Below are 25,734 nucleotides of genomic sequence, written 5' to 3' on the forward strand. Positions count from 1 at the left end.
GTCATGCCGGCCACCGCACCCCCGCGCACCCCCGCGCAGGCCCCCGCCCTCCTCGCCACCCGGGCCCGCCGGGTGCTGATCGGGGCCGACACCTACCCGCCGGACGTGAACGGCGCCGCCTACTTCGCCCACCGGCTCGCCCAGGGCCTGGCCGAGCGGGGGAACGAGGTCCACGTGGTGTGCGCCTCGGACGAGGGGCCGGGCAGGACCGAGCGGGTGGACGGGGTGACCGTGCACCGGCTGCGCTCGGCGCCGGTGCTGGTCCACCCGACCATGCGGGTCACGGTGCCGACCCGGCTGGACCGGCTGATCGACAGGATCGCCCCGGACGTGGTCCACGTGCAGGCGCACTTCGTCGTCGGCCGCGCGGCGATCTCCGCCTCCCGGCGCGCGGGCGTCCCGGTCGTGGCGACCAACCACTTCATGCCGGACAACCTCTTCCAGTTCGCGCACATCCCCGCGCGGCTCCGCGAGCGGGCGGGCGCGCTGGCGTGGAAGGACTTCAACCGCGTCTTCTCCAGGGCCGACCGCGTCACCACGCCCACCGAGATCGCGGCCGGGCTGCTCACGGGCAAGGGCTTCGGCCCGCCGGTGGAGCCCATCTCCTGCGGCATCGACCTGTCGAGGTTCCAGCCGCGCGCCGAGCCGAAGGCGTGGGCCCGCCGGGCCTTCGGCCTGCCCGACCGGGACACGATCGTGTTCGTCGGCCGTCTGGACGAGGAGAAGCGGCTGGACGAGCTCATCCGCGCCCTGCCGTACGTGCTCAACCACACCGACGCGCAGATCGCGCTGGCCGGGACCGGCGGGCAGCGGGCCGCGCTCGCCCGACTGGCCGACCGGATCGGGGTCGGGGACCGGGTGTCCTTCCTCGGGTTCGTCCCCGACGAGACGCTGCCCCAGGTGTACGCCGCCGGTGACGTCTTCGCGATGCCGGGTGTCGCGGAGCTGCAGAGCATCGCCACGCTGGAGGCGATGGCGAGCGGCCTGCCCGTCGTCGCCGCGGACGCGATGGCCCTGCCGCACCTGGTACGGCCCGGCGAGAACGGCCACCTGTTCCGGCCCGGCGACGTCCAGGAGCTGGCCCGGCACCTGGGCGCCCTGCTCGTCTCCCCCGGGGCGCGTACCGCGATGGGCGCCGCGAGCCGCGCCATCGCGCTGACCCACGACCACCAGGCCTCCCTGGCCAGGTTCGAGCGGATCTACCAGGAGGTGGCGCGGTGAACTCACGGACAGGCGGCGCGGTGAACTCGGGGACAAGTGGTGCGGTGAACTCCCGGACAAGTGGTGCGGTGAACTCCGGGACAGGCAGCGCGGTGAACTCCGGGACAGGTTGCGCGGTGAACTCCCGGACGATCCGCCGGGGGGCCGGGCCGGGCTCCGAGACGACCGGCCGGGAGGCGGGACCGGGCTCCGAGACGGTCCGGCGGCGGGAGGTGGCGCGATGAACTCCGAAGCGATCCGCCGGGAGGTGGCGCGGTGAATCTCGAAACGACCGGTCAGGAGGTGGCGGGGTGAACGAGGGCCCGCCGATCCGCTGGCCCGGGGTGGCCGGGCCGCTGCTCGCCCTCGCCGCGATGGGCTACGCGCACCTGGCCGCGGCGGACACGGTGAACCCGCTCAACGGCCTGATCAGCGACTACGCGCTGCTCGACGACAGCGTCTGGGCGATGGTGGGCGGCACGATCGCCCTCGCCATGGGCTGCCTCTGGGTCGCGTACCTGCTGGCCCGGGTGGAGCCGGTGCGCGGTGCCGCGTCGCGCGCGCTGTTCGTGGCCGCGGCGCTGGGACTCCTTCTCACCGCCGCGTTCCCCACCGACGCGGCGCCCGGCGTCGTCTCGATCGCCGGGGAGATCCACCGCTGGTCGGCGGCCGTGGTCTTCACCGCGCTGCCCTGCGCGGGGTGGATGCTCGGCCGCCGGTCGGGGAACGGCCCCCTGGCGGCGGTCTCCGTCCTGTCGGCGGTGTTCCTCGCCTGGTTCCTGGCCGCCCACCCGGGCTCGCTGGTCTCCGTCCTGATCGACGGCGCCGAGCACTACGGCCTGGTGGAACGGCTGCTGGTGCTCTCCGAGATCACGCTGGTCCTGCTGGCCGCCCTCTGGCCGGGCCACCCCGCCCGCCGGCCGGCGGTGAAGGGGAGGGAGGTGACGATCCCCGCCCAGCCGGGACCGGACGACACCCGCCATCCCCGCCAGCCGATCGGCCTCGGCTGACGGCGAGAACGCTCCCTGAACAGCGAAGGAGCTTCCTTGAATCGCCCACGAGCGAGTAAATGAGACATGCAGCACGTACCCATTGCCTTTTACCTACGCTAACGTAGGTTACGGTTGCGTAGTCTTCGAGGGAGAAACCTGATGCGAGAGTTCAGTGAAACCGAGCTGCTGCTCGAACTTGAGCCTGTCGTCGCGGGGGAACTGGACCGGCACCACAAGGTGGCCAAGGAGTGGTTCCCGCACGAGTACGTCCCCTGGTCCGATGGGCGTAACTACGACGGCCTCTACGGCGGGGACGCCTGGGTCGAGACCGACACCAAGATCCCCGAGGAGGCCCGTGTCTCCCTCATCGTGAACCTGCTGACCGAGGACAACCTCCCCAGCTACCACCACGAGATCGCCACGACCCTGGGCCGCGACGCGGCGTGGGGCACCTGGGTGCACCGCTGGACCGCGGAGGAGGGCCGCCACGGCACCGCCATCCGCGACTACCTGACGGTCACCCGCGCGGTCGACCCGGTCGCGCTGGAGCGGGCCCGGATGGTGCACATGAGCGAGGGCTTCACCAACTCCTACGAGGGCGTGCTCGCCTCGGTGGCGTACGTCTCCTTCCAGGAGCTGGCCACCCGCATCTCGCACCGCAACACCGGCAAGGCCTCCGAGGACCCCAACTGCGAGCGGCTGCTCGCCAGGATCGCCGCCGACGAGAACCTGCACATGCTCTTCTACCGCAACCTGCTCAACGCGGCCTTCAAGCTCGCCCCCGACCAGACCATGCGCGCCGTGACCGACGTCGTCACCACCTTCCAGATGCCGGGCACCGGCATCGAGGGCTTCACCCGCAAGGCCATGACCATCGCCAACGCCGGGATCTACGACCTGCGCCTGCACATGGACGACGTCCTGCAGCCGGTGCTGCGCCAGTGGGACGTGTTCAACATGACGGACCTCGGCGCCGAGGGCGAGAAGGCCCGCGAGGAGCTCTCCGACTTCCTCGCCAAGATGGAGACCACCGCCTCCCGCTTCGTCGAGCGCCGTGAGGCCCGCCGCGCCCGCCAGGCCGCCGGGGCCTGATCCCTCCTCCGGTCACCGCGTCTTTCTCCGCGGTACCGCGTCCCTGTCCGGGCCGCCGCGGCATCCGCTTCGCGGTGGCCCGGCGTCGGCCGCCGTCGCCGGTCACCCGGCACGCTCCCCGCGGGGATCCTCGCCGACACCGCGGGCCGATCCGCTCCGGCCGTTCCGACAACGCCGTCCCGGCTCCCGGCTTCGAAGCCCCGCCGCTTCTCAGACCGCGGCGACCAGCTCGCGGGCCGGGGAGCCACCGGTTCCCGGCCGCAGGCGGCGCAGGAAGGCCAGCACGAGCAGGGCGGCCAGGCCGGTGGTGACCGGGGGGACGAGGAAGGCGAACGACGCGCCGAAGCGGTCCACGAGCTGGCCCGCGACGGCCGCGCCCGCGGCGATGCCCATGCCGACGGAGCCGTTGAGCCAGGTGAAGGCCTCGGTCCTCACCTCGGCCGGGATGAGGCCCTCGACCAGGGTGTAGCCGGTGATGACGGCCGGGGCGATGACGAACCCGGCCACGGCGGCTCCGGCGTACAGCAGCGGCACGGATCCGGCGAGCGTCAGGGTGACGGTGGCCGCGGAGAGCAGGCCGAAAGCGGCGACCAGCCTGGCCGGGGCGCCGATCCGCCAGCGGACCACGCCGTAGAGGATGCCCCCGACGAAGCTGGCGCCGGAGAAGCTCGCGTAGACCGGTCCGGCGGCACCGGCCTGGCCGAGGGCCGCGGTGTAGGAGGTGACGCCGACCTGGAGGCTGCCGAAGACGGTGCCGAGGGCGACGAAGGCCAGCGCGAGCACGGCCACCCCGCGCAGCCGCAGCACGCCGCGCTGGGAACGGACCCGGACCGGCATCGGTTCGGGGGCACCCCTGCGAACTCCGGCGAACGCGAGCGTCCCCGCCACGACCATGACGAGCGCCACCGACAGCGCCCACACCGGCGAGAACCCGGTCGAGATGGCCACGAGCAGCACCGGGGCGAGGGTGAAGGTCAGCTCGTCGGTAATGGACTCCAGGGCGAAGGCCGTGTCCAGCCTGCCCGACCCGCCGAGCACGTACGCCCAGCGGGCGCGGACCATCGAGCCGACCTGCGGCATCGTCGCCCCGGCCAGCGCCGAGACGACCACCAGTGCGACCGCGGGGGCGTGGGCCGAGGCGAGCACCAGCAGGGTGCCCAGCGCGACGGCGTGCACGAGGACCTGCGGGACCAGCACCCTCGCCTGGCCGTACCTGTCGGCGAGCCGCCCGGTCCTCGGGCCGACCAGCGCGGGCGCCACCGCGGCCACCGCGGCGGCGACCCCGGCCGCGCCGTACGAGCCGGTGGACCAGTGCACGAGCAGCAGCACGCCGAGCTGGAGCATCGCGTTCGGGAGGCGCGCGACGAAGGCGGGAAGCAGGAAGCGCCACGCTCCGGGCGAGCCGAGCACGGCGAAGTACGACGTCACAATCTCTCCGTCCATCGTCCAGACGGAGACTCCGCCCGGTTCGGGAGCCCACCGGGGTGGGCTTCGACCGGGGTTGATACCGCTCTCGCGGCCGCCGAGCGGTCATCGTGCGCGTCCGTCCTGAACGCACCGACGAGCTACCTTATGCCATCTCTCTCACATGTGAGGACCGAGGGGTGTGCGGGGCCCGGAACGGTTTCCTCCCCTGGGCGGACCAGATTCTGCTCTTCGGCGGATCGGGAGGAACCCCTTCGGCGGGAAGAAGCCTCTCCGGCGGAAAGGGACCTCTTCGACGGATCGGCAGTCGGAAGGCGGCGGGTCTTCACGGGACGTGACCGGTGACGTCCCGCACGCGGCCGAGGTCGCGCCGAGGCGAGTCCCACGGGGAGCCGGCGCCGACGGCCGCACGTAGCAACGGCCAGGTCAGGACCGCGAGGACGACGGCCAGCGCGGCCACCGCCACCATCGCCCCCGGCAGGCCGGTCGCCTCGGCCCAGCGTCCTACGTAGACCGGACCGGCGAGGAATCCCAGGTAGGCCACGGTGGTCACCACGGACGTCGCCCTCCCCCTCGCCGCCTCCCCGACGTGTGCCGCGACGACACCCATCAGCATGGGGAAGAGCACCGCCGTACCGGCGGCGGCCAGAGCCAGGCCCAGCAGGACCACCGGGACGGCCGTCGCGACGGACACCAGCGCGGTCCCGGCGGCGGCCGTCACGGCACCGGAGACGAGCACGGTCGCGGCGTGCCGGGAACCGACCGCACCGGCCGCGAAGCGGGTGAGGGCGACGACGGCGGCGAAGACCGCCGGGCCCGCCGCGGCGAGCGCGGGACCCGCTCCGGCCACGTCGGCGAGGTAGACCGCGCCCCAGCTCTGGTGGGCGTTCTCCACGGCGAAGGCGAGCGCGCCCAGGCCGCCGACCACGAGCAACGGGAACAGGCGCAGGGCGTATCCACGCCACTCGCCACTCCGGACGGCCCCCGCCGCGCCCGGGACCGTTCTCTCCGTGACCGGACCGGCCCCCGCCAGGTCCGGGACGGTTCCCCCGGTGACCGAGAGTCCTCTCGTGGCGCCCGGGACTGTTCCCCCGGCGACCGGAGCGGCCCCTGCCGCACCCGGGACGGTCTCCTTGGTGATCGGGGCGACCTTCCGATCGGCGACCTGACCGACACCCGAAGCGGCCGAGACAGCCGAAGCGGCCAGGCCGACCGAGACGGCTGAGGCGGTCCGTCGGTCGGCCATGACACCGAGTGCCGCACCGGCCGCGACCCCCGCGACCAGCAGGAACGGTACGACGACCGGCACGCCCAGGCCGCCGAGCAGCAGCCCGGTGGAGAGGCTGCCGGCCACCACCATGGCGGAGAAGGTGCCGTGCGCGCGGGTGATGACCGGCCGGCCGGAGGCCCGCTCCGCCGAGGCCGCCGCCGAGTTGATCGCGACGTCGGCCGCTCCCGAGGAGGCGCCGAGCAGCGCCAGCCCCGCCGACAGGCTCCAGAGGTCGCGCCCGGCCACGGCCACCAGCGTCCCCACCGCGCCGAGCGTCACCAGCAGGAGCGCGGCCACCCGGAGCCCCCAGCGGTCGACCGCCCTCCCGGTGACGAGCATCGCGGGCAGCGCCCCCGCCCCGACGAACAGCAGCGCCGTCCCCAGTTGCCCGTCGCCGAGCTCCGCCTGGGCACGGATCGCGGGCACCGAGGCACCCCACACTCCCCAGAAAGCACCGAACGCGGCGAACCCCATATAAGCGGTACGCGCCCGAACTCCGCCCTTTCCTCCTGACATGTGTGTAACGATACACAAATCGGCTGTGTATCGATACACAGATATTCTCGGCCCATGAGCGGACGGACGGCGCGACGCCGGGTGACCATGGCCGAGGTCGCCCGCGCGGCAGGGGTGTCGGTGATGACCGTCTCGTACGCCTACGGACAGCCGGGCCGGGTCTCCGACGAGGCGCGGGCCAAGGTCCGCGAGGCCGCCGAGCGCCTCGGCTACCCGGGCCCTCACCCCGGCGCGCGCTCGCTGCGCAGCGGCCGGACCGGCAACCTGGGTGTCGTCCTCGGCGAGCACCTCACCTACGCCTTCGACGACCCGCAGGCGACCCGCTTCCTGTCCGGCGTCGCCCAGGTCTGCGCCGACCACGGCATGGCGCTCACCCTCGTCCCCGTCACCGGAAGCCCCTCCGACGTCGACCGGGTCACCGAGGCCGCCGTCGACGCCTTCGTGGTCTGGACGACCGCCGACGACGACCCCGTCATCGACGCCATCTCCGCCACCGGCCTGCCCGCCGTGGTCCACGGGGGCCCGCGCCGCGACGGCCTCTCCTTCGTCGCCGCCGACGACCGCGCCGCCGCCACGGCCGTGGGCCGCGAGGTCTTCGCGGGAGCACGGCGCCCGGGGGTGCTGAGCTTCCCTCTCGACCGGGCGAGGCTATCCGGTGTCACCTTCGGCGCCCCCTTGGACGATGCCGCGCCCGCCGGATCCGGCACCCTGCCGCCGGGCGGGATCGACCCGGACGCCTCGACCTTCCGGGTCACCCGCCGGCGCCTGCGCGGCTACCGCGACGCCTGGGCCGAGACCGGTGGCGACTGGTCACAGGTCCGCGTGGCCGTCTGCTCCGTCAACAGCGCCCGCGAGGCGGAAACGCTCGCGGCCGAGCTGCTCACCGGCCCGTACGCCTGCGACGCGATCGCCGCGATGGGCGACGAGCTGGCCCTCGGCGTCCTGCGCGCCGCCACCCGCCTGGGCCTGGCCGTCCCCGGCGACCTCACCCTCAGCGGCTGGGACGACTCCGACGCCGCCGCCCCGGCCGGACTCACCACCGTCGCCCAGTCCCTCCGCGACCAGGGTGCCCGCTGCGCCCGTACCGCCCTCGGCGTCCTCGCCCCCGCCGAACGGGACACCGAGGTCGCCTGGCACCTGATCAGCCGCGAGTCCACCCGGCGCCCCTGAGGGAGCCGGGGACAAAAGCCGCGCCAGGCCGGTAGAGGTCCCGGCGACGGCCAGGTCTGACGCGGTGTCGTATCTCAGCGACCGTGTCAGTGGCCATGTCGGCGGCCGTGTCAGTACGGCGACGGCCCGGTATCAGAGCGGTCGGCGATCGTAAACGCATGAACGGTTCGGGGATCGCGGCACTCGCGCCCGTCACGCGGTCGCCGGCGCTCACGTCGCGTCCGTCGCGTCCGTGGCGTCCGCGACGGCGAGGCCGGGGATCGAGATCTCCGGCGGGCCGACCCTCCCGAGGGGTGCCGACAGACTCCCCCACTCCCCCGCCCACTCACTCGCTCGCTCGCTCGTGAGCGGCGGTGATCGGGTCACCCACATCCACACGCTCACGGTCCAGGCCCGCGTCTCAGCTATTAAGCGTTGCTATGTACCGGTAGTCGGTGTTACTTTGTACCGGTAGTCAGCAACATTGAGTAGCTGGAAAGGGGGTGTCTCCATGGGCAAGCAGGTGACGGAGATGCTCAAGGGGACGCTGGAGGGCATCGTCCTCGCGATCCTGTCCGGCCGGTCCGCGTACGGCTACGAGATCACGGCGTGGCTGCGGGACCAGGGCTTCTCCGACATCGCCGAGGGCACCGTCTACGCCCTGCTCGTCAGGGTCGAGCGGCGCGGTCTCGTCGACGTGGAGAAGGTCCCGTCCGAGAAGGGGCCGCCGCGCAAGGTGTACTCCCTGAACGCTCAGGGACGTGAGTACCTCGAAGAGTTCTGGAGGAACTGGAGCTTCCTCGCAGAACGGCTCGAACAGCTCCGCGAAGGAGGTAACTAGCACATGGACACAGGGTCGAACGAGCCGAAGAGCCGCTACCGGCAGTATCTGGAAGTGGTCACAGGGCCGCTGGAGGACAAGAAGCGCTACCGGCAGTACAAGGCGCGCGTCAAGAAGCTCCCCGAGGACTATCGCGCGGCGGTCGAGGCGCTGGAGCGGTACCTGATGCACTTCGGGCCGGGGGAGAGCGCCGACGTGGTCGCGATGTACGAGGACCTCGCCGACCTGTTCGAACAGAGCGCGGCGAACGAAACCCCGATCCGCGAGGTCGTCGGGGAGAACCCCGTGGAGTTCGTCGAGGCGTTCCTCCAGAACTACCCGGGGGGTCAGTGGATCAACCGGGAGCGGGAACGGCTGACCAACGCCATAAATCGCGTCACCGGCGACAAGCCGTGACCAAGCAGAGAACGGATGTCCGGATGACAACCAGTCAGGTCCAGGGGCCCGCGATCCACGTGCGGGGCCTGGAGAAGTCGTACAAGGAGCTGCGGGTGCTGCGCGGCGTGGACTTCGACGTGGCGCGGGGCAGCATCTTCGCCCTGCTCGGCTCGAACGGGGCGGGCAAGACCACGGTCGTGAGAATCCTGTCCACGCTGCTCAAGGCCGACGCGGGGACGGCCGGCGTCAACGGCCTGGACGTCGCCACGCAGGCCGCGCACGTGCGGGAGTCCATCAGCCTCACCGGGCAGTTCGCGGCCGTCGACGAGATCCTCAGCGGGCGGGAGAACCTCGTGCTGGTCGCCCGGCTGCGGCACCTCAAGGACCCGGGCAAGGTCGCCGACGACCTGCTCGCCCGTTTCTCGCTGACCGACGCGGGCGCGCGGAAGGCGTCGACGTACTCGGGCGGCATGCGCCGGCGTCTCGACATCGCGATGAGCCTCATCGGGAATCCGCCGGTCATCTTCCTCGACGAGCCGACGACCGGGCTCGATCCGCAGGCGCGCCTCGAGGTGTGGCAGGCCGTCAGGGAACTCGCCGCCCAGGGGACGACGGTGCTGCTCACGACGCAGTACCTGGACGAGGCCGAACAGCTCGCCGACCGGATCGCGATCCTCCACGAGGGCCGGATCATCGTGAACGGCACCCTGGCCGAGCTCAAACAACTGCTCCCGCCCGCCAAGGTCGAGTACGTCGAGAAGCAGCCGACCCTGGAGGACGTCTTCCTCACGCTCGTCGGCGACAAGAGCGGCAAGGGCAAGAACGGCAAGGACCACACCCCCAACGCGGACGCGTAAGGAACGACGATGAACAAACACTTCCTCGGTGACACCGCGACCCTGCTGGGCCGATCCCTGCGCCACGTCACGCGCAGCGTGGACACCATCATCACGACCGCGGTCACGCCGATCGCCATGCTGCTGCTGTTCGTCTACGTGTTCGGCGGCGCGATCAAGACGGGGACGGAGTCGTATGTGAACTACCTGCTGCCCGGCATCCTGCTCATCACGGTCGCCTCGGGCATCGCCTACACCGCGTTCCGGCTCTTCACGGACATGAAGAGCGGCATCTTCGAGCGGTTCCAGTCCATGCCGATCGCGCGGTCGTCCGTCCTGTGGGCGCACGTGCTGACCTCGCTGGTCGCCAATCTGATCTCGCTCGTGGTCGTCGTGCTCGTCGCCCTGCTCATGGGCTTCCGCTCGGGGGCGGGAGTGCTGGCGTGGCTCGCGGTCGCCGGCATCCTGATGCTGTTCACCCTGGCGTTGACCTGGCTCGCCGTCATCCCCGGCCTCACCGCGCAGACCATGGAGGGCGCGAGCGCGTTCTCCTACCCGCTCATCTTCCTGCCGTTCATCAGCTCGGCCTTCGTGCCCACCGACACCATGCCCGGCCCGGTGCGCGCCTTCGCCGAGCACCAGCCGGTGACGTCCATCGTCAACGCCATCCGCGACCTGTACACCCAGCAGCCGGTCGGCACCGACATCTGGATCGCTCTCGCCTGGTGCGTCGGCCTCCTCGTCATCTCGTACGTCTTCGCCATGAACACCTACCGCCGCAAGATCTCCTAGGACAGTGCCGGTCGAGTCCTGGACTCGAACGTGAGCCAGTCCGACCGGGCGTAACCAGCCAAGTCCCTTCTCGAAAGTCCCGACCGTCGCCTCGGCGCCGTTCCTCCCGCGAACCGGTTCCTCCCGCGAACCGCCCGCTCAGCCTCGCCGCCGGACCAGATGCTCCTGCAACTCGGCGTGGCGGAACTGGTAGAAAGGGCCGGCCGCGCGCAGCAGCCCGCGCCGGTGCAGGTCGTCCAGGAACCGCGCGGGCCGCAGAGGTCCTCGGCCCAGCAGGGCCAGATGCCCCTGGAAGATCACCGATCTGAGCCAGGTGTCCCGCCGCCTGGCCATGAAGCCGAAGCCGAAGGCGAACACGGCGACGATCAGCCCACCGTCCCCCGGAGACACCCCGCGCCGCCCGTCCACGAAGGCGAACAGCTCGACCGCGAGGGTGAGGGCCGTACCGAGGATCACGCCGTTCACGAGGTGCAGGCCGGTCAGCGCCCGGTTCACCCGCCACGTGGAGGCGGGCGTCACGGCGGCGGTGAACATCGGCGGCCGCTCGTCCGGTGCGGCGGGGCGGATCTGCGTCACCCGGAACGAGATCCAGTTGAGCCCGGCGATGCCCACGAAGCTCGCCAGGCCCATCATGAAGCCCGACGACCACCACATGTACACGGCCACCGGCAGGCCGAGCGGCATTCCCAGCATCATCAGCGGGCTGTTCGTCCTGATCACGCGCATGAAGTCGAGCAGCCGGCGGCGTGCCCGCAGCGGGGCGAAGTCCGGCTCGTCGGCGGCCGGCTGCCTGGGCACGCTCACGCCCAGGCAGAAGCCGAGACCGAGCATCAGCCCGAACGCGGGGCCGCGGATCATGCCGCCCATGACCGCCGCGGGAAGGCTGAGCACGGCCCCGGCCAGGAGTCCGACCCATTCGGACACCAGGGAGCGTCCCTTGCCGGGGAAGACGTAGTCGATCATCCGCCACCAGGCCAGGTCCCGTGTCCCGGCCCTGGCCAGCAGACCGGCCAGCCAGGCGAGCCGCTCGGCGCCCCGGGCGGGGGCGGGCCCGCCGTGGCTCAGCCGGGACTCGACGAGACCGTCGAGCAGGTGGGCCCGCAGCGTCTCGCTCTCCTCGCCCCGCGCGCTCAGCAGCGGAGCGGGATCGGCGCCCCGGTCGACGTAGACCACCTTGACCAGCCAGAGCCCCCAGGCGGCGGAGGTGACGTACGCCAGAGCGGGGGCCTCGCCCTTCCGCAGCGCCTCCAGCGCCTTCGCCCACGCCGGGGAGGGTTCCGACGGCATGCACGCGTCCAGGTACGCCGCGGCGGCCTCCCGGTCCAGGGCCTTCGGCGCGATGACGGTCGCCCCCTTGAGCGCCCGGGTCGCGCCCACGGCGTCCTTGTACGCCCTGCCGCGCGAGGTGACGATCACCTGGTCGCGGTCTCCCAGCGCGCGTGAGAGCTCGCGCAGTGCCCTGGCGCGGGCGTCCCCGGGGAGCTCGTCCAGCCCGTCGAGCACGGTCAGGAGGTGCCCGCGGCCGGCCAGCAGGTCGGTCCCGTCGGCGCCTTTCCCCATCCCGCGCAACGCCGCGTAGTCCGCACGCACGCGCGAGGCCACCCAGTCATGAAAACGCGGGTGCGTCTCGACGTCCCATTCGGAGATCGGCAGCAGCACGGGGACGGGCTCGTCGGCGGTGCGGGTCTCGATCAGGTGCAGCAGCAGCTCGACGGCGAGCGTGGTCTTCCCCGTCCCCGGCCCGCCCGTGATCACCAGCCGGTGGCGCGGCAGCCCGCGGAAGAAGGCGGCCAGCCCGGCGGCCTCGTCCGAGCGCAGGCGGGTCTCGGGCCGGCGCGGCTGCCTAGCGGACCTGGGACGGAGCGTCACGCTCCAGGAGACCGGGATCAGCGCGTCCCCCTGTCTCCGCGCCACCGCCTCCTCCGCCCATTGGTGGGCCACCAGCTCGGCCAGGCGGGCCTTGGCCTCGGAGAGCGTGGGGGCGGGGGCGGTGGCCAGGGTGAATCGGTAGCCCACCCAGTAGCCGAGTGCCGTCAGCCCGCAGGCGATCGCGATCCACTGCGGGCTCCAGACCCCGTCGTCGAGCACCTGGTTCAGGGCCACCGCCAATGCCGCGCCGACGAATGTGGAGACCGCGAACAGAAGTCGAGGACTCGACAGGCCTCCGCTACGCATAGCGGGTCACATTAGCGCGCGGCGATCAGGCGAACCATGCGCGATTCCGCCCGGCTATGGGCCAGATCCCATTCAACGCCGCCGCGTCGCCCGCCCCGTCGAACAGCGTCGGCTCGGCCCGGGGGACGCGGTGGCGGATGTACTCGGCGATCGGTTTCCATCGGCGTCGTGTACGGGCTCGTCGTCGACGGCTGGAAACTCGCCGATCCGCGCAAGCTCCTCGACGACCCGAAGGTGCGGACGGTCAACCTCACCGACGTCGCCTTCGACCTCGGCCAGTGCCGCATCGGGCGACGTTCGCCTCGTCTGCCAGACTGCCTGGATGATCGTCAGACTCGCGCGAGAGCAGGACTTCTCCGGCTTTCTCGGCCTGGCGACCCAGGTCGAGCACTGGTTCGGGCCGATGGTGGAGGATGCCGGTTTCCACAGCGCCGTGGACGAGCACATTCGCCGGTCCACGGCGCTCGTCGCTGTCTCCTCGGGGTCAGATCTCCTCGGCGGCCTGCTGTTCGGCGCGAAGGCCCCGATCTATCACGTCCACTGGCTCGTCGTCTCGGAGAAGCATCGCGGGAAGGGCGCCGGTCGTGCGCTGATGGCGGAGGCGACACGTAGGTTCGTGCGCGGTCCGGGCAGCATCGAGGTGGTCACCTTCGGAGCCGACCACCCGGGCGCCGTCGCCGGTGGCGCACGCGTCTTCTACGAGAGTCTCGGGTTCGTCCCTGCGGAGGCCACCGATCCGGGTCCGGAAGGCGGTTCGCGGCAGATCTATCGCCGGGCCGTCACCTGATTCACACGACGTCGGCTCCGGCGGCAACCATGCGCGGCTCTTGTCGGTTTCATCCCGGTTTCCGGACCGGTCTCATTCGGTCGCCGCCCTGCCCGTCGCGTCTGCCGGTTCTGGACGGGCTCGGCGGTTTCGGTGGCGTCGTACCAAGGTGGGCAGCCAGGGCGCGACCCCGATGACGAGTAGCAGAGCCAGCAGCGGTATGCGCCACCACCACGAGATGGTCGCCGGGGGCGGGGCGGGGGGTGACGACACCCAGGGGCGGGCCGTTTTCGACCAGGCAAGGAAGGCGTCGCCGATGGGGAGGAGGCCGAAGGCGTATCGCTTGGTCCAGGGGGTGTCGATCGGGAGGCCGGCCAGTTCGCCGTAGTTCGCCAACGCTTCGGCCAGAGGGGCGTCGCCGTGGATCTGGGCGGTGCCGAGGGCTACCGCGGTCGCCGAGAGGCTCACGCCGAGCGGGAGGGGGCCGGAGTCGACGTCGGCCGGGCCGTCCATGCCGACGGGATACTCGCGGACGGCCGGTCCTAGGCCGAGCGGGGAGACGACAAAGCGGTCGCGGAAGCGCCGGTACTGGTCGGCGGCGAAGGCCGGGTCGATCTCGACGAGGAAGCGCTGGCCGAGGCTCTGCGAGCTGCCCCTGGCCACCTCGGCCGGGGCGCCGGTGCCGGGGTCGGCCTCGTGCGGGAGCAGGCCGGTGCGAGGGTCGAGCCGCTGGCGTACGGCCTGGAGCCACCGGTCTGCGGTGGCTGCGAACCTGGGTGGCAGCAGCGTGTCGTGCAGCCGCAGCGACGCCATGGCCACGGTCGAGTCGACCGGCCAGGCCTGCCCGGGGTAGGCCTCTAGGTAGGGCGACTCCGAGGCGCCGAACGCCTCGGCGAGGGCGGCGGAGTCGTCGGCGAAGCGACGCAGCTCGGCCGGGTCGCGTCGCGCGGGCGGTTGCAGGGCGAGCGTCCCGCCGCGCAGCCAGTTGGTCCAGCCCCGGTAGAAGACGCCGTACGGCAGGTCGAGGTCCGGGCTGAACGGGGCGCGGCCGGGCGGCGATTCCAGCCGGGCCAGCGCCCAGCGCGCCTCGCGCAGCGCCGCCGACCGCTCGCCGTCCGGTGCGCGCATGCCGAGCTCTACCCAGCTCAGGCCGTACAGCGCGTGCAGGAAGAAGTAGCCCTCGGGGAACAGGCTCTGCGCCTGGTCACCGGCACCGCCGTCGAGCGCGGCGCGCAGGAACGTCAGCTGCCGCCGGACCCCGGGCGGCTCGTCGGTCGTGCCCGAGGTGGCGGGCACGACGAGCCGTACCGCGCCCAGCAGCGCGCAGACACCGATCGCGACGGCGACCACCCGTCGCAGCGTCCGGCCCACCCTCGGACGCTTTCTCGGGGGCGGTGTCACCTGCGCTGCGGAGGGCGGCTTGAGCATCTGTTGATCTTAGTTCGACGTGTCACCGGAGACGGACGGGCCCGGCGGGCCGGTCGGCCGGTTCCCCGCCGGGCCCGGTGCGGAAGCGCCCGGATCCGCCCGCGTGCCGGATGGGTCCGGGCGTACGTGTGATGAGCGCCAGGTGAATGGAAAGCCCCTCGCGTGCGGGAGGTGCTCTCCATGACGGCGGCGGGCAGGGTGGCTGCGGCAGGTCGCTCCTCGCACGCGGGAGGTGCTCGCATGCCGCAGCCCGATCCGCCCTGCGTCCGGGGGTCGCTCCTCGCACGCGGGAGGTGCTCGCATGCCGCAGCCCGATCCGCCCTGCGTCCGGGGGTCGCTCCTCGCACGCGGGAGGTGCTCACGTGCCGCAGCCCGATCCGCCCGGCGTCCGGGGGTCGCTCCTCGCACGCGGGAGGTGCTCCGTTCCGGTCCCACCGCGACCCTCACGGCTGGGGCCTCTCTCGGCTGATGGGGAAAGTTTCATGCCATTCCTGGAATTCGGTCTCGCCGCGGCATGCCCGACGGGCCGGAAACGGATCGTTCCATCTCGCTTCACGCTGCGGTCCAATTAGCAAAAGGACCTATTAGCCCTTTCGGGCCTCCTTTGCCGCCCCCTTGCGGGAGGGGTGAACCTTTCATTCAATGAGGGGCGGCGATGATCGTACTTCGGAGGGGTCTTTCCATGGGAATTCGCATGCGCGTGCTGTCGGCGGGGCTTTTCGCGGTGGTCGGCCTCGTGCTCACCGGTGGTGTTCCGGCAGCCGCGTCAGCTGGTCAGGGCACTGGCGCGATGGATTACTGGCAGTACCACGGCCATTACCAGACCCACGGCCAATGTGTCGCCGTGGGCGAGGAATACCTGTGGCCCCACAATCCCGGCGGGGCCGACGACTACGAATGCCTGGCCTCCGGCGGCGGCTGGAACCTCTGGTTGATATTCGCGACCTGATTCCGGGAACATACGAGCCGCGTCGGGGTCAGGCGACCTTGGGGGTGACGCGCATGCCGATGTACACGCACTCGGTGCCGTCGGCCAGGGTGGAGAAGACCACGGGAAAGTGCTCCCCTCCGAAGGCGGGGCCGCCGGAGGCGGCGAAGACCGTCTCCGACACCGGCACCAGGTCCATCTCCAGGGGCGGGGAGAAGTCCTTCATGCCGTCGACGAACTCGTACCGGAGGTGCGCGCCGTCGTCGTCCTGGGTGACGGTGGTGACGACGCCCTCGCGCAGGTAGGTGCCCACCAGCCGCGTCATGTCCACCGCGGGCGGGTTCGCCGCCGGTCCGAAGACGTCCGGCATCCGCACCCCGGCCAGCTCGCCCAGCAGTTCCCGGAACAGGTCGGAGTACAGCCCGCCGGTGCCGCCGCCGTTGGCCAGCAGGACGACGGCCACCCCCGCCCCCGGGACGACGCGCAGGTAGGAGTACTGGCCGATCGCGGCGCCGTCGTGGCCGTAGCCGGGGACGCCGTCCCAGTCGTACAGGGTCCAGCCCAGGCCCCAGCCGTCGGCGCTGACGGTCCACTTGTCCGGGCTGTCGACCACGCGCCGCCGCATCTCCTCGGTGGCGGCGGCGGACAGGACCCGGGTGCCGTCGGGGGCGACGCCGCCGTCCAGGTGCGCCCGCGCGAAGCGGGCGACGTCGCCCGCGGAGATGATGACCCTGCCGTACGGACCGGCGGAGCGCGGCATCAGGTCCCAGGCCGGGGCCGGGTCGGGGTCGGCGCCCGGCTCCCCCAGGTGGCTCATGGCGACGCGGAACCGCAGCGCCTCCTCGGGCAGCGTCATCGAGTGCTCCAGCCCGAGCGGGGCGAGGAGCCGCTCCTTCAGCGCCCGGTCCCAGGTCAGGCCGGTCAGCACCTCGACGACGCGGCCCAGCACGACGTACCCGACGCTGCTGTACGACAGCGCCATCCCGGGCGGGCAGTCCGGCGCCACCTCCCTGGCGGCCTCGACGTACCTGGCCAGGCAGTCGTCACCGCGGCCGGAGTCGTAGGTGAAGTCGCAGGTCAGGCCACCGGTGTGACTAAGCAGCTGACGGATCGTGATCGTCTTCGTGGCCTCCGGGTCCGGGGTGGCGAACTCCGGCAGCACGCTCACCACGGGAGTGTCAAGCTCCAGCTCACCGGAGTCGACCAGCTGCATCACCAGCGTGGCGGTGTAGACCTTGGCGAGCGAGCCGGACAGGAACACCGAGTCGGTCGTCACCTCGACCCCCGTCGCCCGGTTCAGCACACCACTGGCCAGCTCGTGGACGTTCCCGTCGACCAGTACGGCGAGCGAGGCCCCCGGAACACGGTGGGCGGCGCGAAGCTCGTCAAACCGGGCCTGCCAGCGGGCGGAGTCGAAAGTCATCAGAGATCTCCTCAGCGCGAATGCTCATTGCGAGTGCCGGGCGGGGCGTCGGCCGATCGGGCGGGGACGACGCAAGCCGGGGCATGCCGGTGACACCGGTGCCGTCGGAGCACCGGCCGGAAGGAAAGGGGAACCGTCCTCAGGGACGGCCCAACGGACTACGGAACGCGGACTACGGAACGCGGACTACGGTGAAGGAAGAAGCCGCTCTCGTGAGACGGCTTCGTGCCGCTTCGTCGTGACCCCCGAGGGGACGGCCTCGTGGTTTCGGGTCGCTTTCGTGGCTTCGGGTTGAAAGGGCCGTCCGGTGACGCCGGGCTAGGACCGGCTCGTCCCCGCGTCGCCGGGCAGTGCGCCGGAGGCGCGCAGGGCGTCGCGGCGCTCGCGCCACTCGGCCGCGAGCGCGGGCATCCGCTCGACGAGGAACTCGGCGAAGGCGGCCCCCTCCAGGAGACGCGCCCGGCGGGCCGGGGGCGCCTCGTCCAGCACCTTGAGCCCCTGGCGCGCGAGCGCGCCGAGCGAGGTGTACTCCGAGGGCTTGTCGACCATCCTCAGCCAGATAGCGGGGTGGATGCTGACCCGGTCCACGCGCTCGCCGGCGGCGCGGGAGCGCTGGATCCAGGACCACTCCTCCAGCATGGAGACGGCGCCGCTGACGGCGGTGCGGCTGGCCCGCAGCGCCTCGCCGAGCTCGGCGATCGTCTGCTGCGGCGGATCGCAGATGAGGAGCCATCCGGCCACCCGGCCGGTCATCGGGGGCAGGCCGTTCTGCCGCGCGAAGTGGCGGCCGACCTCGTCGGCGTAGGCAAGCTCGGCCTCGTAGTCCATATCGCTGACATTACTCACATAACTGAAATAACGCAAATCTCCGACATTTGCGATACGACTGGCTTGCCGCTTCGGATCGGTGGACGGCCGGGGCGGGCCGCCGCGACCGCGATCGGCCCTGTCCCGCCCGTTCCCGCCGACCTTGTCTCGCCTGTTCCTGCCGGGTGCTCAGCCGCCGAACGCGGGATAGCCCGGCAGCGGGGGGACGTCCCAGCCTCCTGCCACGTCCCGGAGCAGCAGCCGCATCGTCTCCGCGAAGGCCGGGAACTCCTCCAGGGTGCTCCCCATCTCCCAGCGGTGCCTCAGCAGCTGCCACAGCGTCGGTACGGGCCGCCGGGTCCGGTGCGCCGGCCTGTCCTCTCCCATGCGCGGGATCAGGCTCGTCGTCAGATACACCGTCCAGAGCGCGACCGCCCGCCGGACCCCCGGCTGCCAGATCTCGTCCTCGGCCAGCTCCGGGTACGCCCCGACGACCTCGGCGCGGTAGGTCTCCTCGATCCGCTCCGCCAGACCGGCGGGCAGGGTGAAGACGCACCAGCAGGTGGCGAAGGGCATCCGGCAGTACGCGGCCGTCATGAAGACCGGCTGGTAGCAGGCCGACTCGAAGTCGATCAGCCGCAGGCCGTCCGGGGTGAGCAGGTTGTTGTCCGGGCAGGTGTCGCCGGGGGTGAAGGCGAGGTACTCGTCCGCGCCCGTCGCCGCGATCCGTCCCAGCTCCTCGCCCAGCTCCGGCGGCGCCTCGACGCCGATCCCGGCGAGCGCCGAGGGGAACCCGGCCGCGTACCCCGCGATCCACGGCTCCTCGTCCCAGGACGGCACGCCCAGGCCGTACCGGGCCGTCAGGTCGGTCAGGTCGGCGCGCCGGTGCACCGACGCGGCGGACAACCGCCCGAGCCCGCGCGCCCAGGCCGACAGGCCGTCCAGGGCGGCCCGCGGATCGTCGCCGAGCAGCACGTCCGCCAGGGTCGGCGCGGACCCGAGGTCCTCCATCACCAGCAGCGGGACCGAGGCGTCCACACCCAGCAGTGCGGGACCGGCCAGCCGCAGCGAGAGCCCGGCCGCCTCCCCGGTGAAGGCGCGCAGGCCCTCGGGATCGGTGCCGTACTTCTTGACGACGACGCTGCCGCCCGAAGCCGTCCGGCAGCGCAGGACGACGCTGCGCGGGCTGCCCCCGAGGTCCACCGGATCGGACAGCTCGACGCCCACCACTTCGCTCGCGGCCCGCAGGGTCGTATCCATCCCGGCATTCTGCCCCTCGCGAGCGGGGTGCCGGGCCCCCGACGGCCAGGGTGCCCTTCCGGGCCGGTCCGGAAGGGAAACCTGTTGAAGGCCGCGACCCCGGCTGGCACCCTGCCAGGATGCCGACGCCTCCCGCGGATTTCCCCGTGCCGAACTTCCCGCTGCCCGATCGGCCCGCCCTGGAGGCGCTGCTGGGGAAGGCGTTCGGCGCACCGGTGGTGCTGGACCACGTGGAGCACCTGGCCCCGTGGGCGGTCCTGCGCGCACACCTGGCCGGGCCGGACGCCGGAAAGCCCATGTTCCCGACCGAGCCGGACGCCGGAAAGTCCATGTTCCCGGCCGGGCCGGACACCGAAACACCCGCGCAGCCGATCGAGCCGAACGTCGAAACGCCCATGCTCCCGGCCGGGCCGGGCGACGAAACACCCGCATACCCGGCCGGGCCGGACGCCGGAAAGCCCACGTTCTCGGGCGGACCGGAATCCGGACCGCCTTCGCACCCGGCCCGGCCGAGTTCCGGGCCACCCGGGTCGGTGATCGTCAAGTGGTTGCGCAGCGATCCGTCCGGGTCGCGCATGGACCCGGGGCAGGTGGTGACCGAACGGGCCGCGCTGCGCTTCCTCTCCGAGGATCTCGGGCTCCACCTCGCCCCCAGGGTGCTCGCCGACGACATGGCGGCGTCGCTCCTGGTCCTGGAGGACCTCGCTCCGCGTACGCCACTGGACCGGGTGTTGCGCCGCGACGGCGCGGTGCCCGCGGCTGCGGGGCTCGCGGCCTTCGCGCGGGCGCTGGGCGAGCTGGGCGCGGCCACCGCCGGGCACGCGGAGCGCTATCTCGCGAGGCGGCCGGTCACGGGTCTCGGCCTCACCTGCTCGGACGCCGAGGCGTGGCGGCGGGCCGTGGAGCACGGCGCGGGGCTCGGGGTCGCGCTGCCGGGCCGGGCTGAGACCGAGCTGGCACGGCTACTGGCGGAACTCGCCGATCCGGGCCCCTTCCTGGCGTTGACCAACGGGGACGCCGAGGCGAACAACTTCCTCACGACGGACGGCTTCCTCACTACGGAAGGCTTCCCGACAACGGGCGGCTTCCTCACTACGGACGGCTTCCCGGCGACGGACGGCGACGACCACGCAGACGACTACGGCGACGGGCGGCTCATCGACTTCGAGTTCGCCGGTTACCGGCACGCCCTCACCTCGGCCGTGTGCCTGTACGTGCCGGGCCCGGCGTGGCTGACGGTGTCCGACCCGATCGCGACCGGCCTGGAGGCCGGTTACCGCAGCGCGCTGGCCCGGGGCGTGCCGGAGGCGGACGACGACCACCTGTTCGGCTCCGGCTTGGCCTCGGCCTGCCTGACCTGGGCCGCCACCCGTTTCACCCGGTTCCCCACGCTCGACGCCCGGCCGCCGGGCGAGAACAGCCGGCTCCAGATGGTCTTCACGCTGGACGCCGCGGCGCGGGCCGCCGAGCACCACCGCGCCCTGCCCCACCTGTCCGGATGGGCCCGCCGGGTGGCGCAGGTGCTGCGCCGCCGGTGGCCGGACACGGACGTGGACCGGACGGCGTACCCCGCGTACACCCCGCGCAGATGAGGGGTCACCCGCGCGTCGCGTGAGTCCGGGAGTACGCGTACGGCCGCGAGGGCACCGCGTCCGGGATGTGCCAGGCGAGCGGCAGGGCCCAGCGGCCGAAGACGACCTTTCCCCCGTCCGGTGACCGGTGGTGGCCCCACTCGTCGGTGCACATGCCGACGAGCCGCAGGCCCCGGCCGCTCTCGTCGTCCTCCTCCGCCTCGGTGACCTCGGGCGTGCCGTCGCAGCCGTCCCAGACCTCCGCGAACAGGCCCGCGGCGGTGAGGCGGAGCCGCAGCAGGATCGGGTACGGGTCGGCGGTCCGCGCGCGGGCGCAGGTGGGCGGGCAGTCGGAGGTGTGCGGGCAGGTGTAGCCGTACGGGACGGGCGGGGCGGCGGTGGCCTTGATGGCGTTGGTGGTCATCTCGGAGACGACCAGGACACAGAGGTCGGCCAGCTCCTCCAGGTCCCACGCCAGCAGCTGCGCCCGCGTGAAGTCGCGCGCCTGGGAGGCCGCGGCCGGCTGCGCCGCCAGCCACAGCTCGTTCGCGTCCAGGAAGTCCCGGGAGTCCTGGATGTTCAGGTGGTCCAGAGAGTCCTGGGAGTCCTGGGAGTCCGGGAAGTCCGGGGACAGGTGGTCGGCGGTGTCCGGATCAGGATGAAACGGTGAGTGCATCGGTCCCGGCCGTTCGACGGGGAGCACGGTCATTGGTGGCTCCAGGGAAGTTCAACGAAGGTTCGGTCGCGCGTCCCCGGCGCAGATTGGGGACGCCCCCGCCCGAGCGCTGAGACCACACGAATCCGACGGCTCCGGCGTTGTCCTCCACCCTGGTCTACGGAGCGTGCTGGAAACAGGCGACGACACCGAGTCTGTTCGTCACTCTCAGAGGTCAAGTCACCCCGCAGAGCGACGGCGTGACAGGGAGCGGTGATCTGATCGCCGATTTCTGTACTCGGCGGTCACCGAACGTGATCGCCCAGTAACGTTCGGCCCGAAGAATCGCCGCCGGAGAACCCGCCGGGAGGGGCCGAGCCGATGCCACGTGCACCGCGCAGCGTCAAGCAGCAGATGGACGCCTTCAGCGCTGAGCTTCGCGAACGTGGTTTCACGTGGGCCGAGGTCGCCGCTGAGTTCATGCGACGCTGGCGCCTGAACTCCCGTCAGGGTTTCCGTGAGGCGCATCGCCTGACACAAGCCAAGGTCTGCCATCTATGGAACGAGTACTGGCCGAACGAGCCGCTGACGCCCCGGAAACTCGGGTCGTGGGAAGCATGGCCCGGCCCCACCGGCAACGAGCCGCCGATCGCCGGGCTCAACCGGCTGGCCCGCATCTACCAGTGCCGCACCGCCGACCTGGTCGACGGTGAAGACCACCGCGATGCCGACGAGCACAACACACCGGCCGTCCGCTCCCGGGGACGGGAGCTGGTCGCGGCCGGGGCCGCGGGAAGTCTCGGCCCCGAGGACCTCCGGGGGGTGCTGGCCGCCCTGCCCACCCTGCCCACCGGACCGGTGCCGTTCGGGACCTCACGCGACGAGGAGTACGACGCCCTGGTGCGGGCGCTCGCCCAGTGGGCGGCGACCATGAAACGACGCGACGTGCTGGCCCTGATCAGGGCCGCCGCTGCCGCCGCCGCGGCTTCCCCGCTGCTGGACCGGCTCAACGACGACGAGCTCGACCGGCTCGCCCGGATCGCCGCCGAGCCGTCCCGGGTGGACGAGGCCACCGTCGACCACATCGACGCGGTGCTGCACCACTGCATGCGCCAGGAGGACACCCTCGGCCCCCAGGCGGTGCTGGGGACCGTGCTCGCCCAGCAGCACCTGGTGCGGTCGCTCATCCCGTCGGCGTCGAACGACGAGGTGCGGGAGCGGCTGCTGTCGCTGCTGGCCAACATCTGCCGGTTCACCGCCTGGGTGCTGTTCAACCTCAACGACTTCAACGGGGCGAACCACTACTACGAGCAGGCCAAGTTAGCCGCGCACCGGGCCGACGACGACGCGATGAACAGCTTCGTCCTGGCCAACTGGTCACAGCTGGCGACCTGGCGGGGCGACCCCCGCCAGGGCGTCGAGCACGCGCTGGGGGCGCTGGCCTGGGGGCACCGCGCCAACAGCAAGCTGCTGGTGTCGTACGCGTGCGACGTGGGGGCCCGCGCCTACTCGGCGGTGCTGCGCCGCTCGGCCAAGAGCGACCGGCGCAAGGACCACGCCCGGTGCATGACCAGCCTCGACCAGGCCCGGCGCGAGCTGGGCCACGCGGGCGAGGGCGACGTGGGGGCGAAGCTTCTCTACTTCTACGGCGACGGGCAGTATCTGTCGACCAGGACCAAGTGCCTGCTGGACATGGGCGACGCCCAGACCGCCGTGGAGATGGCCTCGCGGTCCCTGGCCCGGATCGATCCGGCGTTCGTCCGCAACCTGGCGTTCAGCCGCCTGGATCTGGCGCGCGGGCACATGCAGCTGCGCGCCATCGACGAGGCGTGCGAGCAGATCGCCGAGGCGGCCCGCCTCACTTGCAAGAACACCTCGCCGCGGCTCGCCCGCTCGGTGGTGGAGGTCCGCGAGACGCTGAATCCGTGGGCGAGGACCCGACAGGTCGCCGCCCTGGACGAGAAGCTGCACGCCTTCCAGCTCATCGCCTGACGGCCCCGCGGCCGGTGCGCGGCCGGTGCGCGGCCGGGCGGCGCGCTGTCCGTCCACGACGAGGCCGGGGGGCTCCTCCACGGCCAGTCGCGGCCGGTCAGCGCGCCCTGGGCATCTCCTCCAGCACCAGGATCTCGAAGACCGGGGCGGGGATCGGCGGGTCCATCAGTTTCTCCGACACCTTCCGCCATCCCCACCTCCGGTATGTCTCCCGGGTCCGCACGGCCTTGGGCTGCACCGAGAGCGTGGCCCGCTCGGCGCCGGATCCGGAGAGCAGCTCGTCGTGGATCCGGTGCCCGGCTCCGGCGCCTCGCCGGTCGTACAACACCCCGTAGTCGATGAGGGCGAACGTCCTGGTGCCGGTCTCGGCCGCGAACTCCTCGTCGACCGGTTCGGCGAGCGCGCTCCACCAGGGGGTGTCGGCGGGCAGCAGGTAGCCGTACCCGAACCCGATGAGCTCCGGCCCGCACCGCGCGGTGGTCAGCCGGAACCCGGGCCGGTCGACCAGCCTGGGGAAGTACGAGCGCTGGTTGGCGAACTCCGCGGCGTTCCCGTCGAACGGGGGCAGCGAGAACACCGCCTCGTAGAGATCACAGATCGTCCCGGCCAGCGCGAGCGCCTCCCGGCGGCCGTGCGTCTCCACGGTGATCTCGTCGGTGGGGGTCGTGTCGGTCATCCCTGTCTCCTCGCCTCCGTCGCACCGCCCTTCCCTGGGAGGGCTCCTTACCCGTGGACGGGCGCGGTAGCCGTCCCGGTTCCGGTGCGGGACGAAGGCGAGGACGACAGAGGCGAAGGCGAGGACAGCAGGGGCGAAGGCGAGGACGACAGGGGCGGGCCGTCTTCTCGCGAGACCGGCCGTGGCGGGGAGCCGACCTCTCGCGGGACCGGTTGTGGCGGGGAGCCGACCTCTCGCGGGACCGGTTGTGGGCGGGGAGTCAGCTTTTCGCGGGACGGCCGCAGGCGGGAGTCAGCTTTTCGCGAGGTCGGCCAGGGGTACGGAGAGGTCGGCGAGCCGGCCGGGGTCGACGGTCGCGCCGCTCCGGATCAGCTCCTGGGCCGGTGCGATGCCCTCGTCCCACCGGTTGACGTGCATCCCCGCCACGACGCGCCCGCCGGTGAGCCAGAAGGCGTGGAACGCCTGCGAGTCCAGGTCCCCGCGGACGACCACGGAGTCGTACCCGCCGGGCGTGAACCAGCCGGAGAACTCCATGCCGACGTCGTACTGGTCGGTGAAGAAGTACGGCGGCCTGTCGTAGACCACCTCCTGGCCGAGCATGGCCTTGGCCGCGGCCACTCCCCCGTTGAGGGCGTTGGCCCAGTGCTCGACGCGGACGCGGGTGCCGTACAGGGGGTTGAACGCGTTGGCCACGTCACCGGCGGCGTAGACGTCGGGGTCGTCGGTGCGGAGGGACTCGCTGACGAGGATCCCGTTGTCCACGGCCAGGCCCGCCCGCTCGGCGAGCTCGGTGTTGGGGCTCACCCCGATGCCGACGATCACGAGGTCGGCCGGGACCTCCTCGCCGTCGTGGGTGGCGACCGCGCGGACGTGACCGGGGCCGAGGAGGCCGGTCACCTCGCGGGCGAGCCGTACGTCGACGCCGTGGCGCCGGTGCACGTCGGCGAAGAAGGCGCCCAGCTCGGGGCCGAGCGCGGCGTGCAGCGGCACCGCCCTCGGCTCGACGACGGTCACCTCGCAGCCGTACTCCCTGGCGGCCGCGGCGGTCTCCAGCCCGATCCAGCCCGCGCCGACGACGACCACCCTCCGGCCACCGCCGCCGATGGCCTCGCGCAGCCGCTCCGAGTCGCCGAGGCTGCGGAGGTGGTGCACGCCGTCCAGGTCGGCACCGGGTACGTCGAGGCGGCGCGGGGAGGAGCCGGGGACGAGCAGCAGCTTGTCGTACCGGACGCGCCGCCCGTCGTCGAGTTCCACGTGGTGCGCGGCCCGGTCGAGGGCCGTCGCGCGGCGGCCGAGCAGCCGCTCCACGGAGTTGGCGGCGTACCACTCGTCGTCGTGGACGTAGAGCTTGGCCTTCTCCTCCTTGCCGAGCAGGTAGCCCTTCGAGAGCGGGGGTCTCTCGTAGGGAGACTCGGTCTCGGCGCCGATCAGCGTGATCGCGCCCTCGAAGCCCTCGTCGCGCAGGGACTCCGCCGCCTTGGCACCCGCCAGGCCCGCTCCGACGATGACGAACGTCTGCTCGGTAGTCATAGGTTCCTTCCTACTCCCATTCCCCCGCCGGT

The 25,734-nt window shown here is 72.2% G+C and carries 22 protein-coding genes; 12 read left to right on the plus strand and 10 right to left on the minus strand.

Annotated elements, in window-relative coordinates:
- The first annotated feature begins 3 nt into the window (after nucleotides 1–3).
- The 3 genes from ABT053_RS39415 to ABT053_RS39425 all read left to right on the plus strand — a co-directional run bounded on the left by ABT053_RS39415 (nucleotide 4) and on the right by ABT053_RS39425 (nucleotide 3,284).
- A complete protein-coding gene (locus ABT053_RS39415) occupies nucleotides 4–1,221 on the plus strand; it encodes a glycosyltransferase (protein ID WP_350976502.1) in 1,218 nt (405 codons plus the stop codon).
- Between the two features lie 290 nt (nucleotides 1,222–1,511).
- A complete protein-coding gene (locus ABT053_RS39420; RefSeq protein WP_350976438.1) occupies nucleotides 1,512–2,210 on the plus strand; it encodes a DUF998 domain-containing protein in 699 nt (232 codons plus the stop codon).
- Nucleotides 2,211–2,351: 141 nt separating this feature from the next.
- The gene (locus ABT053_RS39425; RefSeq protein ID WP_350976440.1) at nucleotides 2,352–3,284 is read left to right on the plus strand and encodes an acyl-ACP desaturase; all 933 of its coding nucleotides are present in this window, start codon (nucleotides 2,352–2,354) and stop codon (nucleotides 3,282–3,284) included.
- Nucleotides 3,285–3,494: 210 nt separating this feature from the next.
- Here the strand turns inward: ABT053_RS39425 and ABT053_RS39430 are convergent, their stop codons facing one another.
- Both ABT053_RS39430 and ABT053_RS39435 read right to left on the minus strand, forming a co-directional pair.
- Nucleotides 3,495–4,727 (minus strand): MFS transporter, encoded by a 1,233-nt coding sequence (locus tag ABT053_RS39430; protein ID WP_350976441.1) that lies wholly within the window; start codon nucleotides 4,725–4,727, stop codon nucleotides 3,495–3,497.
- A 307-nt stretch (nucleotides 4,728–5,034) separates the two neighbouring features.
- Nucleotides 5,035–6,405 (minus strand): MFS transporter, encoded by a 1,371-nt coding sequence (locus tag ABT053_RS39435; protein WP_350976443.1) that lies wholly within the window; start codon nucleotides 6,403–6,405, stop codon nucleotides 5,035–5,037.
- Between the two features lie 144 nt (nucleotides 6,406–6,549).
- On the opposite strand from ABT053_RS39435, the gene ABT053_RS39440 reads away from it, so the two are divergent.
- The 5 genes from ABT053_RS39440 to ABT053_RS39460 all read left to right on the plus strand — a co-directional run bounded on the left by ABT053_RS39440 (nucleotide 6,550) and on the right by ABT053_RS39460 (nucleotide 10,491).
- The gene (locus tag ABT053_RS39440; protein ID WP_350976446.1) at nucleotides 6,550–7,665 is read left to right on the plus strand and encodes a LacI family DNA-binding transcriptional regulator; all 1,116 of its coding nucleotides are present in this window, start codon (nucleotides 6,550–6,552) and stop codon (nucleotides 7,663–7,665) included.
- A gap of 490 nt (nucleotides 7,666–8,155) precedes the next feature.
- On the plus strand, nucleotides 8,156–8,485 hold the full coding sequence (locus ABT053_RS39445; RefSeq protein ID WP_350976447.1) for a PadR family transcriptional regulator: 330 nt from the start codon (nucleotides 8,156–8,158) through the stop codon (nucleotides 8,483–8,485).
- A 3-nt stretch (nucleotides 8,486–8,488) separates the two neighbouring features.
- Complete coding sequence (locus tag ABT053_RS39450) at nucleotides 8,489–8,881, plus strand: DUF1048 domain-containing protein (protein ID WP_350976449.1); 393 nt, start codon at nucleotides 8,489–8,491, stop codon at nucleotides 8,879–8,881.
- Nucleotides 8,882–8,904: 23 nt separating this feature from the next.
- On the plus strand, nucleotides 8,905–9,720 hold the full coding sequence (locus ABT053_RS39455) for an ABC transporter ATP-binding protein (RefSeq protein WP_350976451.1): 816 nt from the start codon (nucleotides 8,905–8,907) through the stop codon (nucleotides 9,718–9,720).
- Between the two features lie 9 nt (nucleotides 9,721–9,729).
- Complete coding sequence (locus ABT053_RS39460; RefSeq protein WP_350976453.1) at nucleotides 9,730–10,491, plus strand: ABC transporter permease; 762 nt, start codon at nucleotides 9,730–9,732, stop codon at nucleotides 10,489–10,491.
- Between the two features lie 138 nt (nucleotides 10,492–10,629).
- Here ABT053_RS39460 and ABT053_RS39465 read toward each other — a convergent pair whose 3' ends face one another.
- On the minus strand, nucleotides 10,630–12,666 hold the full coding sequence (locus ABT053_RS39465; RefSeq protein ID WP_350976455.1) for an NACHT domain-containing protein: 2,037 nt from the start codon (nucleotides 12,664–12,666) through the stop codon (nucleotides 10,630–10,632).
- 322 nt (nucleotides 12,667–12,988) lie between these two features.
- Between ABT053_RS39465 and ABT053_RS39470 the strand changes: the two genes are divergently transcribed.
- The gene (locus ABT053_RS39470) at nucleotides 12,989–13,453 is read left to right on the plus strand and encodes a GNAT family N-acetyltransferase (RefSeq protein WP_350976457.1); all 465 of its coding nucleotides are present in this window, start codon (nucleotides 12,989–12,991) and stop codon (nucleotides 13,451–13,453) included.
- 72 nt (nucleotides 13,454–13,525) lie between these two features.
- Here the strand turns inward: ABT053_RS39470 and ABT053_RS39475 are convergent, their stop codons facing one another.
- Nucleotides 13,526–14,860, minus strand: a complete 1,335-nt coding sequence (locus tag ABT053_RS39475) for a hypothetical protein (protein ID WP_350976459.1) — start codon at nucleotides 14,858–14,860, stop codon at nucleotides 13,526–13,528.
- 694 nt (nucleotides 14,861–15,554) lie between these two features.
- Here ABT053_RS39475 and ABT053_RS39480 point away from each other — a divergent pair.
- Nucleotides 15,555–15,809, plus strand: a complete 255-nt coding sequence (locus ABT053_RS39480) for a hypothetical protein (protein ID WP_350976461.1) — start codon at nucleotides 15,555–15,557, stop codon at nucleotides 15,807–15,809.
- Between the two features lie 28 nt (nucleotides 15,810–15,837).
- On the opposite strand, the gene ABT053_RS39485 is transcribed toward ABT053_RS39480, so the two are convergent.
- The 3 genes from ABT053_RS39485 to ABT053_RS39495 form a co-directional block, all read right to left on the minus strand.
- On the minus strand, nucleotides 15,838–17,211 hold the full coding sequence (locus tag ABT053_RS39485) for a serine hydrolase domain-containing protein (RefSeq protein ID WP_350976463.1): 1,374 nt from the start codon (nucleotides 17,209–17,211) through the stop codon (nucleotides 15,838–15,840).
- 318 nt (nucleotides 17,212–17,529) lie between these two features.
- Nucleotides 17,530–18,039 (minus strand): GbsR/MarR family transcriptional regulator, encoded by a 510-nt coding sequence (locus tag ABT053_RS39490; RefSeq protein ID WP_350976466.1) that lies wholly within the window; start codon nucleotides 18,037–18,039, stop codon nucleotides 17,530–17,532.
- Between the two features lie 168 nt (nucleotides 18,040–18,207).
- Nucleotides 18,208–19,278: a hypothetical protein gene (locus ABT053_RS39495; RefSeq protein WP_350976468.1), complete on the minus strand. Its 1,071-nt coding sequence runs from the start codon at nucleotides 19,276–19,278 to the stop codon at nucleotides 18,208–18,210.
- 119 nt (nucleotides 19,279–19,397) lie between these two features.
- Between ABT053_RS39495 and ABT053_RS39500 the strand changes: the two genes are divergently transcribed.
- Nucleotides 19,398–20,870 (plus strand): hypothetical protein, encoded by a 1,473-nt coding sequence (locus tag ABT053_RS39500; RefSeq protein WP_350976470.1) that lies wholly within the window; start codon nucleotides 19,398–19,400, stop codon nucleotides 20,868–20,870.
- Between the two features lie 4 nt (nucleotides 20,871–20,874).
- Here the strand turns inward: ABT053_RS39500 and ABT053_RS39505 are convergent, their stop codons facing one another.
- Nucleotides 20,875–21,558, minus strand: coding sequence for an ATP-binding protein (locus ABT053_RS39505; protein WP_350976473.1), 684 nt, complete (start codon nucleotides 21,556–21,558; stop codon nucleotides 20,875–20,877).
- 327 nt (nucleotides 21,559–21,885) lie between these two features.
- Here ABT053_RS39505 and ABT053_RS39510 point away from each other — a divergent pair, with 327 nt between their 5' ends.
- Nucleotides 21,886–23,496: an NsdA family TPR-like regulatory protein gene (locus tag ABT053_RS39510; RefSeq protein WP_350976475.1), complete on the plus strand. Its 1,611-nt coding sequence runs from the start codon at nucleotides 21,886–21,888 to the stop codon at nucleotides 23,494–23,496.
- Nucleotides 23,497–23,593: 97 nt separating this feature from the next.
- Here ABT053_RS39510 and ABT053_RS39515 read toward each other — a convergent pair whose 3' ends face one another.
- Together ABT053_RS39515 and ABT053_RS39520 are read right to left on the minus strand one after the other, a co-directional pair.
- A complete protein-coding gene (locus ABT053_RS39515) occupies nucleotides 23,594–24,172 on the minus strand; it encodes a GNAT family N-acetyltransferase (protein WP_350976476.1) in 579 nt (192 codons plus the stop codon).
- 291 nt (nucleotides 24,173–24,463) lie between these two features.
- Entirely contained in the window at nucleotides 24,464–25,702 is a 1,239-nt protein-coding gene (locus ABT053_RS39520) for an NAD(P)/FAD-dependent oxidoreductase (protein ID WP_350976477.1), read from the minus strand.
- Nucleotides 25,703–25,734: the final 32 nt, after the last annotated feature.

Origin of the sequence: Streptosporangium sp. NPDC002524, from assembly GCF_040295985.1 — a bacterium.
GTDB lineage: Bacteria > Actinomycetota > Actinomycetes > Streptosporangiales > Streptosporangiaceae > Streptosporangium.